Here is a 14104-nt window from a genome sequence, read left to right on the forward strand (position 1 = left end):
TTAGGAATGAGAAAGGCTCGCGTCTTGTTCATACTGATCAGACCTCGCCTGCCAACAGGGATACACTAAATGACTGACGCCACTGTTCTTAAGCAATCGGTTGCTCTTCCTCGCTCTAAGCGCCTGAAGGCACGCACGACTGGAACGCATGAACGCCTTGATCAAAGCATTATGGCAAGCGACCCCTTTGCCAGCCGTGAGCGCTATGCTCTGTTTGTCGAAGTTCAGTATCAGTTCCATCGCGATATCGACGCTCTTTACGATGCGGCAGCACTCGATGCATTGCTGCCCGATTTGCAAGGCCGGCGGCGTTTCGGGTTAGTGGGGCAGGATCTGATTGATCTGGATTTCGACCTGCCTGCGGCGGACGGGGAGCCTTCTTTCCCGGCTGGTCATGATATTGATCTGGCGACCGCACTTGGCTGGCTCTACGTGGCGGAAGGTTCCAATCTTGGCGCGGCTTTCCTGCTCAAGGAAGCGTTGAAGCTCGGTCTGTCGGAAGAACTCGGCGCACGTCATCTTGCTGGTGCGCCGGAAGGCCGTGGTCTCCACTGGCGCACTTTCACCGCAGCTCTCGATGAGATCGAGTTGTCGGATGCAGAAGAGGAGCGCGTTTTTGCAGCTGCGGAAGCAGCCTTTCGCCGCGTTCATGCACTGGTGCGGACAATCTTTCATGACCGCCTCTGACATAAACTCAGTGGAAGGCAGGGCTGCCCCGAATTCTCGATCACGCGCCTATCCCGATGAACGTCAGCGGGCTGGTTATCTCGCGTTGGGGCTGTTGCTGATCGCTGCAGCCTTGGTCGGTTGTCAGGTACGGCTGATGCCCTCTGCCTTGTTTGTGTTTGGTGCGTTGCTTTGCTTCGTACAGCTTTCGCCCACAGCATTGTGCTGGCTGGAGACAAACTGGATCACGCGCCGCGTTATCGGCGCGTGGCGCAGGCTCAATGCATGGCCGCGATTATATCGGATCAATCTGCTCGCCATCTTTGCTGTGATTTGTCTGACGATGCTCATGTTTGTCCCCCAAGCGCTGTGTCTGGAATTTGCGATCAACGGAATACTTTGCACAGGCCTGTTGCTCTTTGTGGGGCCTCAAAGCCGTCAGCTTAAACACGTTTCAGAATAAAGATTGTTGCGATGCGATTTACCCGACAGGCTGAGCTATCGATTGAGTTTCTCGTTCTTTGCGCTCGGGCATCAGCAGGCAGTGCTGTGACGACACGCACCGCGGCAGAAGCAACGGGTACGACGAAAGATCATGCTGCGCAGATCGTATCCGAACTTATCCATCATGGTTTTCTGGTTGGCTCACGCGGGCGCGGGGGCGGCATTCGCCTTGCGCGGCCCGCAAAGACAATCAATGTAGGAACGGTTTTGCGGCTGATGCAGCCGGGCTTCAACGAGCAGTCGACAAAGCAATCGGGATCAGATTCAGCATTCGGCATGTTGTTGCAGGCGGCGATGCGCTCCTTTGTGGCGGCGTTCGATGATTTCACCATTGCCGATCTTGCGATTGAAAGCCGCGACGGGCGGTTGGCGTGTCTTGATTGCGATCTGCGCAGTCTGATCCATCACGGGCAGATGCTGTCTGAGTTGCGTCGCAGAAGCGATCACGCTGATGTGCCTGCTTGGGCCAGCATATCATGAATGGCGATATCGATAGCAGCACTCTGCACGGGGGTGTGAGTGAACTCGCACTTTGGGCGGGCGCAAGCCTTCTCGTGCTTTCCTTGCATGTGGGGGGCGCGATGTGGCTTTTGCGTGAGCCGGAAATGATAGCGGCCGACAATGCACCACCAGCCGCTATCATGATTGAACTGGCTGAAACACCGGAAGCAACTGAGACTGAAGAAAACGAGATAACACCCGACGAGGCGATGTCGGATGCGAGTGCTGAGGCTAAGAAGGTTGAAGAACCGGTCGATGAGCCGGAGGTCGAGCAGGAAGTGGCTCAGGATGAGCCAGAGCCTGTTGAAGAGGAACCGCAGGAAGAACTGACCCAACTCGACAAGGTCGCGGTTCCGCTGCCAGTGGTAAAGCCAAAGCCGCCAGAGCCCAAAAAGGAAATCGTCAAGAAGAAAGAACCGAAGAAGCCGCCGGTCAAGCAGCGTCAGCAGGAACAGGCATCTTCCAAACAAGCAGTCAAAGCACAGGCGCAAGCCGTGCAAACGAACCGCAATGCAGCACGGCAATCGGCATCCGGTCTGTTTGCCTCATCAATGACGCCGGCGCGTTGGCAGTCGCGTCTGATGGCGCATCTGGAACGTCGCAAGAAATATCCTTCTGGCGCGAAGTCTCGCCGGGAAGAAGGCGTTGTCTATGTCCGCTTCCGCATCGACGACACGGGCAAAGTGCTGTCCGCTTCGCTTGCACGCTCGTCAGGCTGGCCAGAGCTTGACAATGAGGTGCTTTCGCTGGTCCAGCGTGCCTCTCCGGTTCCGGCTCCGCCGCCGGGCGTCAACAAAACAATTACGGCACCAGTAAAATTCAGCAGGCGATAAGGAGATGCGCTGGAAAAGTTTCCAGCGCATTTTCATTGTTAGAACTTGCGGCTGAACGAGACTTTCAGATTGCGGCCCGGCATGGCTGAGATACCATCGCTAAGATAAGGCTCGTATTCCTTGTCGAACACGTTTTCGAGCGCAAGACGCAGCTCGGAATCCTTCATAAAGCCCTGTGTTGGTGTCCAGTTGAAGAACAGGTCGTGCACGGCATAGCCGGGGGTCTTTGGCCGATTATAGCTCAGGTCACCTTTGACGTATGAGGTTCTGTCCTGCTTGTCGACAAAGGTTCCCGTCCAGCCAAAATTGATATCCTGATCGGGAAGTTTATAACCGAGCGTCGTTACAACCGTTGTCGGCATGATGTCATTGATGTAGCTGTCTGGTCCATAGATATTGTTGAGCGTGCCCTGACGCCTGCCGATCATGTAAGTGAGGCTGGCATCTGCGAACATGAAATCGTTCTCATAATGGGCTTCCAGTTCCACGCCGCGTGAATAATAGGAAGGCATGTTCCAGTAAAACGGTACTTCGCCGTCTTTCAGGCCGACCTTGTTTGCGCTGCCCACACGCCGCGCCACCGGATTGGTGACGTGATTGTTGAAGAACGAGCCACGCACCATCAGGACGTCGCTGCCAGTGAATATGCCACTGAATGAAGTGTCGGCACCGATGTTAATCGTATTGTTGCGCTCAACTTTCAGATCGGGGCTGGTTCCCGACGTTTGGGTGCGTCCGCTCTGCACCGAATAGATTTCATCGATGTTTGGCGCACGCATGGCATAAGCCCAATCGGCAAAAAGCCGGGTGGTCGGCGTTATCTGATACGATGCGCTGAGAGCAGGCGTGAAACCATGATGCGACGTCGCCGAATAGTCGTGGCCAGCTTTCGGATCGTTATAGATCGCCGCCGCATTTGGCACGCCCTCGGAGCGAACATAATCATAACGAACACCAGGCGTGACAGTCAGCTTGTCGGTAAGAGCCATGCGATCGCGAATGAAGAAAGATGTAACGTCTTGTTTGCCGCCCGGCATGATCCACGGCGCGTAATAACCGTAATTATAGTTCTTGTCTTTCTTCTTGGTGATGTCGAACATCGTCACATCGCGAACGTGGTGGTTATACTGCACACCGTAGTTTAGGCTGTGGTCGATGCCGCCAAGTTCAAAGTTGGAGGTGTTTTCGGCCTCAATATGGAAATCTGAATATTTCGCATCATTTTCGGTGCCGCCAAGAGAGGCTGTACCATTCACACCGGCTGCGCGTTCAGCATGCATATCCGTCGAGGAATAGCTCGCCATGATGCGCGTGTTCACCAGATCACTGTCGCCATCATAGGTATGCTCGACAACGGACGTGAAGTCTTTCAGTTCCCGCCACGCGAGAAGTCGTCGCATCGCCTCTTTGTAGGCAGGGGTTCCCGGAACGAGACTGTTGCTGGTCGGCTGAAGCTGGCCGCGAATGGCTGCCAACGGTCCCCAATTGGCACTTTCACCATAAAGAACCGAAGCCTTCACCTTGTGACCGCCATACTCGCCGGAAAGCTTGCCGGAGAAGGATGTCAGCTCGGAACTTGAGTAGTTATAGACCTCGCCGCCGCCGACGCGCATGTTATCGCCCTTGCGCCATGTCAGGCTTGCGAGGCCGTCGAAAGTCATGCTGGTGCCGAGATTGGAGCGGCCATAGACAGCACCGGTTTCAAGAAACTGTTTGTTTGCGGTCTGATAAGCTGTTTTACCCCAAGCGCCCCAGCTTTCGCCGTCGCGGAGCATATCGGCTGCGTCCTTGCTTTCGAGCTTGATCGTACCGCCAAAGCCGCCATTCCCGTAGCGAACGGAGGTGGCTCCCTTTTCGATCTCGATGCGCTTGAGCAGTTCAGGTTCGACGAAGATTGTGCCTTGGTCGTATTTTTCAAAATTCTTAGGCGCGCCGTCGAGCAAAATGCGTACATCAGTCTGACGTGAGAAACCACGGATCGAAATCGACTGCCCTTCGGTGCGAACGCCACCCAGCATTGTGACGCCTGGCGTCCTTTTGACGAGTTCCGGTATTGTCGAGGCTTGAGCCTGCTGCAACTGTTCCGATGTGATCTGCGACACACGTGGGTCCAGATCATCAAAGTTGACGCCGGTAATCTGCGAAAAGCTGATTGTATCGAGCTGCACAGCACCTTCGATAGCAGGCAAAGCCGCGTTGTTTCCAGTTTCACGCTCTAGCCGCACTGTGCGGTTGCCGGTGAAGCGGTACTGGATATCGGTATTGCGCAGCAAAGCGGAAAGAGCATCGGCTGGCGCCATTGTGCCGCTTACGCCCGAGGTGTTGAGCCCACTGGTGACGGATGCATCAAATGCGATTTGCAGACCCGTTTGCACAGCAAGGCGATTAAGAGCAGTTGAAAGCGCACCTGCGGGAATGTTGACAGCGACAGATTGCGCTGCACCCTGTGCAAATGCAGGCGTGGTCAGGATGGGGCTTAAAACCGTGCCGCTCAAAAGCAAAGCTGCAAACAAGGGGTGCGCGCAGGCACTGAGAATGCGCGAGGAGGGGCTTTTCATGTCGTTTCCAGTCTCAACGTTCAAGGCGTTGGTGTCGGGCGTTGGGCGTTTATGTGCTGAGGCTTTCGCGCGGGCTGCGCAAATTGCCTTTCACCAACTGGACGAATGAAATTGGGTGTTTGGGACATTCGGCGAAAAATTAATTATGCAGCACTGTGAGCAATGAACCCACGCGCACCGCCTTCAAATCGAAAGCCTTGATAAAATCATCAAGCGCTGTCGATGGGGCAGACAAATCGAAGGTGCCGGTAATCCGACGTTCTGCGAGATTACTGCTTGCAATCAACACCCGACCCGGGAGATGTCTAGCAATGTCCTCGACCACATGACCAAGCGGTTGATCTTCAAAAATCAAGCGGCCACTGCGCCACGATGCGGCGAGTTCCGGGTCGATCACGACCACCTGTCCGATGCCGTTCTTATTATCGTAGAAAACCCTGTGACCCTGTTCAAGGCGAAGCGTGCCCAGTGGGTTTCGTGTTGATGAGGTGGCGCTTGTCTGCACCTGAACAGCATGTTCAGTCACAACGACATCGGCACCACCATCTTTCAGCTTCACGTCGAACTCGGTGCCGAGTGCGGTTACCTCACCATTGGCAGCTCGAACAGTGAATGGCCTCTGTGGATCTGGCGCAACGATGAAATAGGCTTCGCCGCGAAGCAGCTGAACCTGACGTTTGCCTTCCGTTATGTCGAAAGCGATTGCCGAGCCTGCGTTGAGCTGGACGGTCGAGCCGTCCTCAAGTTCGATGACCGGCATTTCGCTTCTGGCGGAAATGGCGTCTGCGCGCAGCCGCATCGGGCCATCGAAAGCAATAAATCCGCCTGCGACTACGCCAAATAAAAGCATGGAACTTAAAGCCGCGCGCACCGGATAACGCGGCTTTCTGGCAGCGGTACGAGCGAAATCTGTATCCTGCAAGAGTAGAAAGCGCGAATCGTTGAAAACGCGGGAAGCTTTGGCAAACGCCAGCTCATGCCGCGCATCGCCGGCACGCCAGAGTGCACAAGCTTCAACGATTGCCATGTTTTTGGGTGAAGCCTGAAGCTGCATCAACCAATCAACAGCCTGCTCTTGAATGAGGCGCTGGGTCTTGTCTTGTTTCTTTGCCGAAGCGCGCATCATGCCTGATCCAGTTCGTCGAGCCGAATGAGGCAGTGCATAAGCGCTTTCCGGAGATGTCTGTCCACCATATTGCGGGTGATTCCGAAGCGTATGGCTATTTCGTCCGGCGACAGATTGCCAATCCGGTTGGCAATGAACACGCGGCGTTGGCGCAACGGCAACTCCATAATAGCATCGCGCAGACAGGCCAGGCGTCGCGGCATATCCAATGCTAAGTCGGGGTTTGCGTCCCTGCTGACAATGCTTGGGGCTTCTTGTTGTGTGCCGGAAAAAAGCTTCGCTTCAAAGTGTTCGCGCCGAAACCGGTCGAGGCCAAGATTGATCGCAGCGCGTGTGAGAAAAGCGCGTAGCGATGACTTTCCTTCAAGGTCGGTGCTGCGTTCCTTGAGCCGCACATAAAGATCATGGACAATTTCATTGGCATTTGAAGACACGTGTCCGCGTCGACGAACTGCGCGACACAGCTCATCATAATAATCTGTAATGGCAGCATCAATATCCGCAATTTCCTGCAAAGGAAAAGCCGATGTCAGCTTGGATTTGTCAGATTGGTTCACGGCTCGCACCACAATTTTGTGGCGGCACCATAGGCACGCGCTTATTCAAACGCAATAATATATGAGCAATACACTCATCTTAAGTGGGCGCTGTTGCATTTTGCTTACAACTCCCGTTTCGCCGCAACGATGGAGAGAACTCCACCGCTGCGAACGAGAGCGAAGTTTTACTTTGGCAACTGAGCTGCGGCCTGCTTGATGGCCGATGTGATCTGTTGGCAGAAAGGCTCAACACTCTTGCCAGAGGTCTTGGCGTAATCCTCGACGTCGGTCTCCTGACCCATCGACTGAACAACGCCCTTTTTGCCAGCGGCCTGCGCCTCTTCAAGACCGGACTTGTCGGCAGGAGCCTGCATAATCTTCATAATGGACTGCTGGCTGTCGATGTCTTGCTGTGTAGCGAAGCCTTTGTCCTTGCAATATTCGACGATACCTAGCTGGTTCTGTGCTGCTTTATAGAGCGCTTCCGGTGTCATCTGCTGTGTGGCCTGGCCTTGCGCCATGGCGCTGCCTGCGGTGACCGATGCAAGAATAAAAGCGCAGATACCTGCATTTTTCATCGTTTCAACCTTTCTATTATATCGCATTTCCCACCCGAACGAACAGATAGAGCGGGCTTGGAAAAACGGAACCCGCTTTGAAAGGCTTAAAGCTCATAAAAGGCATCGCGAAATAAAGACCTGCTAATCGGGGTAACAAGTTTTTACTGGCCCTGGGGTTTCCGAGGCTTTGTTTCGTCACATTCGGGGTTGGAAGAGTTACGCCCAGAAGTAGCGCACGATATGAAAGAAAACGGGAGCCGAGAAGACCAGACTATCGGCGCGGTCGAGCATTCCGCCGTGACCTTCGATCATATGCCCCCAGTCCTTGACGCCGCGATCCCGCTTGATAGCAGAGGCGACAAGCCCGCCGAAAAAGCCCATGACACAGGCAGTGGCAGCGAGCGCACCCGCCTGCAATGGCGAAAACGGTGTCAGCCAAGCAAGACCCGCACCCAGCAATGATGCAGCCGCAACGCCGCCGACAAAACCTTCCCAGGTCTTGGAAGGTGATATATTGGGCGCAATGCGATGTTTGCCGAACAGTTTGCCAAAAACATATTGCAGCACATCGCTGCCCTGCACTGTTGCGACCAGAAATGCGATCAGCAGCAGCTTTTTGCCTTCGAAGCCGGGAATATCCAGTGTCATCAGCGCAGGCACATGGCTGATGCAGTAAACCGAAAGCATGATGCCCCACTGCTGTTCACTGATGCGTTCCAGAAAGCGCGATGTATCGCCGGAAAGGGCGGTCAGAACGGGCATGGCGAGGAAGCAGTAAACTGGAATGAAGATCGAATAGAGCCCATACCAGTCGATCCAGATCAAATAATATTGCACCGGAATGACCAGCAGGAACATGCCAAGCAGCACGCGGTGGTCGGCGCGACGGGTTTGGGTGAGCGTGGCGTATTCGCGCAACGATGCGAATGATATGAGCGCAAACAGCACGATCACGCCGCCTTTGCCAAACAAGAAGGCGATGCACATGGCACCCACCATGATCCACCAAGCCTTGATGCGGGCGTTGAGATTGATAAGCGTTGAAGATAAAGGTTTCGGCGCGCGCCATGAGAGCACACCGGCAACGGCGCTGGCAGTTGCCAGAACACCCATGAGGCCAAGGAATAGTTGGGTCGTTTCGCTCATGGATGGTTACCGTTTTGAGGCTGAATATCGAGAAGGCTTTGTCGCGCGCGCGTAAGAAATTCCTTGCGGTCCTCGCCCTCGCGGAGCTGAACTGGTGCACCAAAAATGACGCGGCAGAGAAGCGGCACAGGCAGCATTGCGCCTTTGGGCAGCACGCGTGACATGTTTTCTATCCAGCATGGGACAAGTTCAACATCGGGCCGTGCCAGCGCCAGATTATAGATGCCGGAACGGAAGCGCAGCAGCGCTTCGTCGGTCATGTTGCGGGTGCCTTCCGGGAAGATGATGAGGGAATGGCCATCGGCCAATGCATTCAGCATCACTTCCATTGGATCTTCCGTCCGTTCCACCCAGTTGCGCTCAACAAGCACGGTACGCAGCAACACTTCCGCCATGAATTGGCGCACGCGGTTTCCGCGCCAGTAATCAGCCCCGGCAACTGCGCGTGTGCGCGCACGTTCCTCCTGATTGAGACAGGAAGAGAGCAAAATGAAGTCGCCATGGCTGGTGTGATTGGCGAAATAGATACGCTGGTTGAGCGAGGGCCCGGTGCCGGTCCAAATTGGCCGCACACCGGTTATTCCACGCGAGAGGATTGCCAGAAGCGAGCCGAAAATCGATTGCACATGATGGCGGATCAATTCACGCATGCTAAAGCTCCGCTCCCTGCGGCAGTGCTGCCAGCAGGATTGTTAAGACGATTGCGGCTGCCAGAAAGACGCGCAGACGACCAAGAATGCGCTTCGACCCTGCGATGCGGTCGTTGAGTGGGCGCAAGGTCTCAGTCTTAGCGCGCAGACCCATTCGCTCAAGAATGGTGTCTAGTTCGGTGAGCCCCTGTTTTTCATCCTTACTGGTCGCGAGCAGTCGGAAAAGTGCGGCATCAAAAAGCAGATGCGCAGCAATGCCCAGAACAATCAGAACGCTTACCAACAACAGCGGCCAGATGAGCCAGAATGCGAGATCGTGGATCGAGCGTAAGAATGGTGCGGAACTGAGTATCACAACAGCAACGCCAATGCCGAAAACCGCATTGCGCCGCAAACGGCTTGCAAGATCGAACGCCTGATCGAGTGCCTGATCGAGTGCTTGTGAATTCATGCCAGCACCTCGATGTGGTGTAGATGTACCGGCCAGCCTTTCGAGCGAATAAGCGCTTCGGCTTCCCGCGTGTTTGCAACGCGTCCGGTCTCGATTAACCAGTCCACGGCAACCGTTGCGCTGCGCTGAAAACCGAGCGCACAGCAAATAAGAACCGGACCGTGATGTCGTGCAGCTTCAACTGCATTGGACGCCAGATGCACGGTTTCACGTCCAGGGGCAATAAGATCCATTGTGCTGAAGCTTTTCCATTCGACAGCATTGTGCGCTGCCACCATTTCAGCCGCGAGGTCGATGATAGTCGTAAAATGATTAAGCTCTGAAGCTTTCGGCAAACGCCCGAGAAACACACCGTCGGCCAGCTCGACATGTGGCGACAGTTTTCGCGTCCAGAATCTGATGTTCAATCGCGCAAAGAGGCGATAGGGAGCCAGAAGCCAGCGACTTGCGAGGCTGACGGTTCCATCTGTGTATTTCTGGAATATCGCAACGCCGGCACCAAGATAACCGAGCGCAACAATCGTCAATGCGGTTGCAGGCCAGAACCAAAAAATCGCATAGCCAGTCATGCCAAGACCATGGATGCCGAGTGCGAGAAAAAGCACAGCGCCTGCCAGATAATATAGACCCAGTCGGCGCGCCTTTGGGTTTGACGTCAATTGAAAACCGGCAAATGGTGACGATCCGTTACGTGGGAAAAGCCACAAGGCAAACAAACCGAGCAAAGCGCCTGCAGGAATATCGACTGCGTGATGCTGGTAGGTGGTCAGCACCGACAATCCGATCAACAGGCACCAGATATGCCAGACAATTCGCAATCCATCGCCCATCATACGACGCATCTGATCCCAGATGATAATGAGCAGCGCGATATGCAGTGACGGTGCTTGATTGAACGGCTTATCGAAGCCCCCCAGCACTTCAAACATGAAGCCCGGCAGACCTGAGGTTTCCGGCTTCAAAAATGTTGCAGTCAGAGGAAAAGCGACAAAGCAAAGAACAGCGATAATCTGCGCCGTGAGATAGCGCTTTGCCAGACGGTCGACCTGCTCAGGACTGTCATTTATGAAAAGCGCAATCGCATAAAACAGATTGACAGACCAATAAGGTACGATGCTCCACGCGATAAAGGGAACGTGATTTTCCCAGTCAAAGACAAGATTGGGAACATCATCGCGCAGCGAGGCCAACCAGTTTGCTGTACCATATGTGAGATAGAAAAATGGGCCGAGAAACAGCAACCACAAGAACGCGCGGCGGACTACTAGCCGCCGCGATGCTCCATCGATCCTGTCAACGGTCGCTGTCACGCTTGATCGTCTCCGACCCGTTCGGCGATGGAGACAGTGAAGATGCCCCATTGATCGATGCGCTGCTCGATCTTGCGATAACCTGCCTTTTGAACAAGCTGATCCATTTCGCCTTGCGTACGGCGACGCATCACCCACGCCTGTCCGCCGCGATGTGACGTCAGCGCACGCGCAATCATTTCAAGCTGAGGATGCCACGGCTGGTTGGTATAGATCAGCAGCGATCCCGGCTTTTGAACGCGGGCAAGACCGGACAAGGAACGAGCGATCAGCGCGTTGTCAGGAAACAGTTCGTAAAGTCCGGAGACGATTGCGAGATCGGGTTGCGGTGTGACTGCCGCGAGATTTTCCTCGTCAAACGCATCACCCTCTTCCATATGGGCGATTACCTCAAGACCGCGATCCTTGATCAGTTTGCGTCCGGCCAACACATTGATCGGCGAATAATCACGCAAATGAATGCTGTCCGGCATATCGCCAGCGCGGGCCACGGCATCAATCACATAGCGACCATGACCGCAGGCAATATCGAGGATATTGGTCGAACGCCCTTCACTCTTAAGCCGTCTGATGACCTGCCCGATCAGTTCTTCCAGATGCACCTTACGCTGGCGAATACCGCGCCAGCCAATAGCCTCAAGAAACTGCTTGTCGATGAGCTTGCCGCCGGGGCCTAAACCACGCGCTTCGTTCTCGTAGACATAATCAAGTGTGGAACCAGAATCGAAACCGGTGCGACGACCGACCTTCAAGCCTTCGGACAAAAGTGACCCAAAGCCGATTGATGCGCGCGTTGAAGCCCAATAGAGACCGCGTGCTGTGAGAAACGGCAGGGGGCTCGACAATTTGTCAGCCTCGTCACGCGTGTATCCCGCAATATGCGCATCCGTCAGATCGGCGCGCTGGGGCTCTTCAGCAAAACGAGCTTCGATGAAATCATGAATCAACGCGATAGCCGGTTTGCGATCTCGCTCGCCGAGCGTATCGTGATAAAATCCCTTGAGGACGTGGCGTTCTTTGATATGGCTGCCAAGATTTTCAAAGAAGCGATGCTGTGGCGTTGGCCGCACGACAAAATCGCTACCGGAAATGAGTAGCTGTGTCGGAACGGTAATAGCCCTTGCATCGTCCACCACGCGTTTTGCAGCCTCGTAAAGCTGCAGCAAAATATGCGAGGCGATGGGCCGTGTGATCAGCGGATCGGTGCGATAAGATTCAATGCGCTCTGGATCGTGGGTCAGAAACTGCGGTTTGACATAGGAATTGACGTAGAACGTGCCCTTTAGCTTTTGCCACAGCGCAATACCCTCCTTGGCAAAGGGAACATAGAGCTTGATGTCGAAAGCAGGTGACGCCATCACCAGTGCGCGGATATTGGGCGCATAATCATGGACCCAAGCGCTCGCGAGAACCGCGCCAACGCTTTGTGCAATCACGGCGATGTCTTCAATACGGACACCTGTTTCAGCACGGATATGCGCGACGAAACTATCGAGATCACGGATTGATGCGCCAAAACTTGGCGAAAAGCCACGCTCGCCGGGCGATCGACCATGGCCACGTGCGTCCCAGGCATAGAAAGCATAATCGTCAAGGTCGAGTTCATCGACGAGATGAGCCACGCGACCGCTATGTTCATGTCCTCGATGCAGGAGAACAATCACGCCTTTTGGCGTTTGCGACCGAGCAGGCCAGAAGCGATAGAACAGCGATGTACCGTCATGGGTGATGAATTGGGATTCTACCGGCTCACGATGTGAAGCCGTTTCATGCCCCGGCATTTCTGCACGCTGGTTCATCAGTTCTCCTCTCAAAAGGCCTTCTCCCGCTTTTCGGGATGCACTCCAAGTTATTCGACCCAATTACTATTGAGTAGAATAGAATGTTTGAATAAACGAGCTAAGGCCGGTCGCAAATAGCTGATTTCTACATAATCGTCATTTCCAAGAGTTTCGCGAAAGTTTCTTATGTCAGTTTATCAACTTAAGTCCCACTTCCAGAACTTGCTGAGACCTCTTGTCGTGCAGCTTGCAGCAAAAGGTGTGACGGCCAATCAGGTCACGATTGCAGCTGCACTGGTTTCCATCGTTCTGGGTGCTTTTCTTGGCTGGAGCGGAAATGCGATCTGGTTTGTGCTGGTGCCGATCTGGCTTTTCCTGCGCATGGCACTGAATGCGGTTGATGGAATGCTGGCGCGCGAGCATGGTCAAAAGTCGGTGCTGGGCGCTTACCTCAATGAGATCGGTGACGTGATTTCAGATGCAGCGCTTTATGCGCCTTTTGCTATCATCGCGCCGTTTTCTGCGGCTTGGATTTTCGCGATTATCTTTATCGCCACTTTGACCGAATTCGTCGGTGTGACTGCGGCTTCGCTCGGATCAAGCCGTCGCTATGATGGCCCCATGGGCAAGAGCGACCGCGCTGTGGTCTTCGGTGTGCTTGGTGCTTGGATCGCCATTGACGGTATACTGCCTCAATGGATGTTCTGGGTGCAGCCGGTGCTTTGTGCGCTTCTGATCCTCACCGTCGTCAAGCGTATCCGTAACGCAATGAAAGAAGCCCCGATCTCGTAAGCTCGGGGCCATATTCTGTTTCAAATACTCTCGGCTTTTAGTGCGCCGAAACGAAAGCCGACATGCTGGTAATCAGCAACATTCCAACGGTTGCACCTGCGTCCTGAAGACCGATGGTTTTTTCCTGGAAAGCGGCTGCCTTGCCGTGCTGGGCGACCATGGTCTTTGTCGCTTCAAGCGCATCTTCGGCGGCCTTTGCTGCTGCGGCAAGCGCTTCTGCAAGGGACGTACCCACTGCGGGCTGTGCTTCCAGCGTCAGAGCAATCGGATCAAGCACATCGAGAAGCGTCTTGTCGCCAACCTTGGCTTTGCCGCGTTCGGCAATTCCATCGCGATAAGCGCGCCAGAAAGCGGCGATTTCTGCGGTTCCCAGCGCATCGATGCCGTCGCAGGCCTTGCTTGCCCGCAAAAAGCCGGTTGCGGTGAGCGTCCCCATGGTCGATGGCGCAACGCGCGCCATGGTGGTGCCAGCGACACGCAGGAGCTTGGCGATGCCAGCAGCTTCGCCCTCAGCATGTGCCGCTTCTGAGGCGCTCGCAAATGCCTTGCTCATGGTGATGCCGAGATCGCTGTCGCCAACCTTGCCGTCAAGCGCGATGAGGAATTCGCGCTGTTCCGCAAAAAGCTGCTTCCAGCTGTCGAAAAGATCGATCAGATCAGATGCTGTAATGACGTTCATAGTCTGAC

At 54.6% G+C, this 14104-nt stretch carries 15 protein-coding genes; 5 read left to right on the forward strand and 10 right to left on the reverse strand.

Annotated features, from left to right (window positions below):
- Positions 1 to 69 precede the first annotated feature (69 nt).
- The 4 genes from CES85_RS07490 to CES85_RS07505 are packed head-to-tail and all read left to right on the forward strand — an operon-like array spanning position 70 to position 2504.
- Positions 70 to 687 carry a biliverdin-producing heme oxygenase gene (locus CES85_RS07490; RefSeq protein ID WP_095445300.1) on the forward strand — a complete coding sequence of 206 codons (618 nt, stop codon included), beginning with the start codon at positions 70 to 72 and terminating at the stop codon, positions 685 to 687.
- Positions 674 to 1129, forward strand: coding sequence for a DUF454 family protein (locus CES85_RS07495; protein ID WP_095445301.1), 456 nt, complete (start codon positions 674 to 676; stop codon positions 1127 to 1129). The genes CES85_RS07490 and CES85_RS07495 overlap by 14 nt, the downstream gene beginning before the upstream one ends.
- An 11-nt stretch (positions 1130 to 1140) precedes the next feature.
- Positions 1141 to 1650 carry an Rrf2 family transcriptional regulator gene (locus CES85_RS07500; protein ID WP_095445302.1) on the forward strand — a complete coding sequence of 170 codons (510 nt, stop codon included), beginning with the start codon at positions 1141 to 1143 and terminating at the stop codon, positions 1648 to 1650.
- The gene (locus CES85_RS07505; protein ID WP_095445751.1) at positions 1647 to 2504 is read left to right on the forward strand and encodes an energy transducer TonB family protein; all 858 of its coding nucleotides are present in this window, start codon (positions 1647 to 1649) and stop codon (positions 2502 to 2504) included. The genes CES85_RS07500 and CES85_RS07505 overlap by 4 nt, the downstream gene beginning before the upstream one ends.
- A 38-nt stretch (positions 2505 to 2542) precedes the next feature.
- On the opposite strand, the gene CES85_RS07510 is transcribed toward CES85_RS07505, so the two are convergent.
- The 9 genes from CES85_RS07510 to CES85_RS07550 form a co-directional block, all read right to left on the reverse strand.
- On the reverse strand, positions 2543 to 5062 hold the full coding sequence (locus tag CES85_RS07510) for a TonB-dependent receptor (protein ID WP_095445303.1): 2520 nt from the start codon (positions 5060 to 5062) through the stop codon (positions 2543 to 2545).
- Positions 5063 to 5201: 139 nt separating this feature from the next.
- Positions 5202 to 6188, reverse strand: coding sequence for a FecR family protein (locus CES85_RS07515; RefSeq protein WP_095445304.1), 987 nt, complete (start codon positions 6186 to 6188; stop codon positions 5202 to 5204).
- A complete protein-coding gene (locus CES85_RS07520; RefSeq protein WP_342352137.1) occupies positions 6185 to 6745 on the reverse strand; it encodes an RNA polymerase sigma factor in 561 nt (186 codons plus the stop codon). Before CES85_RS07520 ends, CES85_RS07515 begins: the two co-directional genes overlap by 4 nt.
- Before the next feature lie 167 nt (positions 6746 to 6912).
- Entirely contained in the window at positions 6913 to 7305 is a 393-nt protein-coding gene (locus CES85_RS07525) for a hypothetical protein (protein WP_095445305.1), read from the reverse strand.
- Positions 7306 to 7503: 198 nt separating this feature from the next.
- Positions 7504 to 8433, reverse strand: a complete 930-nt coding sequence (locus CES85_RS07530) for a phosphatidate cytidylyltransferase (protein ID WP_095445306.1) — start codon at positions 8431 to 8433, stop codon at positions 7504 to 7506.
- Positions 8430 to 9083, reverse strand: a complete 654-nt coding sequence (locus CES85_RS07535) for a lysophospholipid acyltransferase family protein (RefSeq protein ID WP_095445307.1) — start codon at positions 9081 to 9083, stop codon at positions 8430 to 8432. Before CES85_RS07535 ends, CES85_RS07530 begins: the two co-directional genes overlap by 4 nt.
- 1 nt (position 9084) lies before the next feature.
- On the reverse strand, positions 9085 to 9534 hold the full coding sequence (locus CES85_RS07540; RefSeq protein ID WP_095445308.1) for a hypothetical protein: 450 nt from the start codon (positions 9532 to 9534) through the stop codon (positions 9085 to 9087).
- Positions 9531 to 10844 carry a phosphatase PAP2/dual specificity phosphatase family protein gene (locus tag CES85_RS07545; RefSeq protein ID WP_244923178.1) on the reverse strand — a complete coding sequence of 438 codons (1314 nt, stop codon included), beginning with the start codon at positions 10842 to 10844 and terminating at the stop codon, positions 9531 to 9533. The genes CES85_RS07540 and CES85_RS07545 overlap by 4 nt, the downstream gene beginning before the upstream one ends.
- Positions 10841 to 12643 (reverse strand): bifunctional alpha/beta hydrolase/class I SAM-dependent methyltransferase, encoded by a 1803-nt coding sequence (locus tag CES85_RS07550; RefSeq protein WP_095445310.1) that lies wholly within the window; start codon positions 12641 to 12643, stop codon positions 10841 to 10843. The genes CES85_RS07545 and CES85_RS07550 overlap by 4 nt, the downstream gene beginning before the upstream one ends.
- Positions 12644 to 12811: 168 nt before the next feature.
- On the opposite strand from CES85_RS07550, the gene CES85_RS07555 reads away from it, so the two are divergent.
- Positions 12812 to 13417, forward strand: coding sequence for a CDP-alcohol phosphatidyltransferase family protein (locus CES85_RS07555; RefSeq protein ID WP_095445311.1), 606 nt, complete (start codon positions 12812 to 12814; stop codon positions 13415 to 13417).
- A gap of 37 nt (positions 13418 to 13454) precedes the next feature.
- Here CES85_RS07555 and CES85_RS07560 read toward each other — a convergent pair whose 3' ends face one another.
- On the reverse strand, positions 13455 to 14096 hold the full coding sequence (locus CES85_RS07560) for a dihydroxyacetone kinase family protein (RefSeq protein WP_095445312.1): 642 nt from the start codon (positions 14094 to 14096) through the stop codon (positions 13455 to 13457).
- Positions 14097 to 14104 lie beyond the last annotated feature (8 nt).

Origin of the sequence: Ochrobactrum quorumnocens (assembly GCF_002278035.1) — a bacterium.
GTDB lineage: Bacteria > Pseudomonadota > Alphaproteobacteria > Rhizobiales > Rhizobiaceae > Brucella > Brucella quorumnocens.

What these genes read in the sequence shown, in the direction of transcription:
- CES85_RS07495 (WP_095445301.1), top strand. Translation starts at nt 674, where the DNA reads ATGACCGCCTCTGACATAAACTCAGTGGAAGGCAGGGCTGCCCCGAAT.
- CES85_RS07490 (WP_095445300.1), top strand. Translation starts at nt 70, where the DNA reads ATGACTGACGCCACTGTTCTTAAGCAATCGGTTGCTCTTCCTCGCTCT.
- CES85_RS07505 (WP_095445751.1), top strand. Translation starts at nt 1,647, where the DNA reads ATGAATGGCGATATCGATAGCAGCACTCTGCACGGGGGTGTGAGTGAA.
- CES85_RS07555 (WP_095445311.1), top strand. Translation starts at nt 12,812, where the DNA reads ATGTCAGTTTATCAACTTAAGTCCCACTTCCAGAACTTGCTGAGACCT.
- CES85_RS07525 (WP_095445305.1), bottom strand. Translation starts at nt 7,305, where the DNA reads ATGAAAAATGCAGGTATCTGCGCTTTTATTCTTGCATCGGTCACCGCA.
- CES85_RS07535 (WP_095445307.1), bottom strand. Translation starts at nt 9,083, where the DNA reads ATGCGTGAATTGATCCGCCATCATGTGCAATCGATTTTCGGCTCGCTT.
- CES85_RS07540 (WP_095445308.1), bottom strand. Translation starts at nt 9,534, where the DNA reads ATGAATTCACAAGCACTCGATCAGGCACTCGATCAGGCGTTCGATCTT.
- CES85_RS07510 (WP_095445303.1), bottom strand. Translation starts at nt 5,062, where the DNA reads ATGAAAAGCCCCTCCTCGCGCATTCTCAGTGCCTGCGCGCACCCCTTG.
- CES85_RS07560 (WP_095445312.1), bottom strand. Translation starts at nt 14,096, where the DNA reads ATGAACGTCATTACAGCATCTGATCTGATCGATCTTTTCGACAGCTGG.
- CES85_RS07530 (WP_095445306.1), bottom strand. Translation starts at nt 8,433, where the DNA reads ATGAGCGAAACGACCCAACTATTCCTTGGCCTCATGGGTGTTCTGGCA.
- CES85_RS07550 (WP_095445310.1), bottom strand. Translation starts at nt 12,643, where the DNA reads ATGAACCAGCGTGCAGAAATGCCGGGGCATGAAACGGCTTCACATCGT.
- CES85_RS07500 (WP_095445302.1), top strand. Translation starts at nt 1,141, where the DNA reads ATGCGATTTACCCGACAGGCTGAGCTATCGATTGAGTTTCTCGTTCTT.
- CES85_RS07515 (WP_095445304.1), bottom strand. Translation starts at nt 6,188, where the DNA reads ATGATGCGCGCTTCGGCAAAGAAACAAGACAAGACCCAGCGCCTCATT.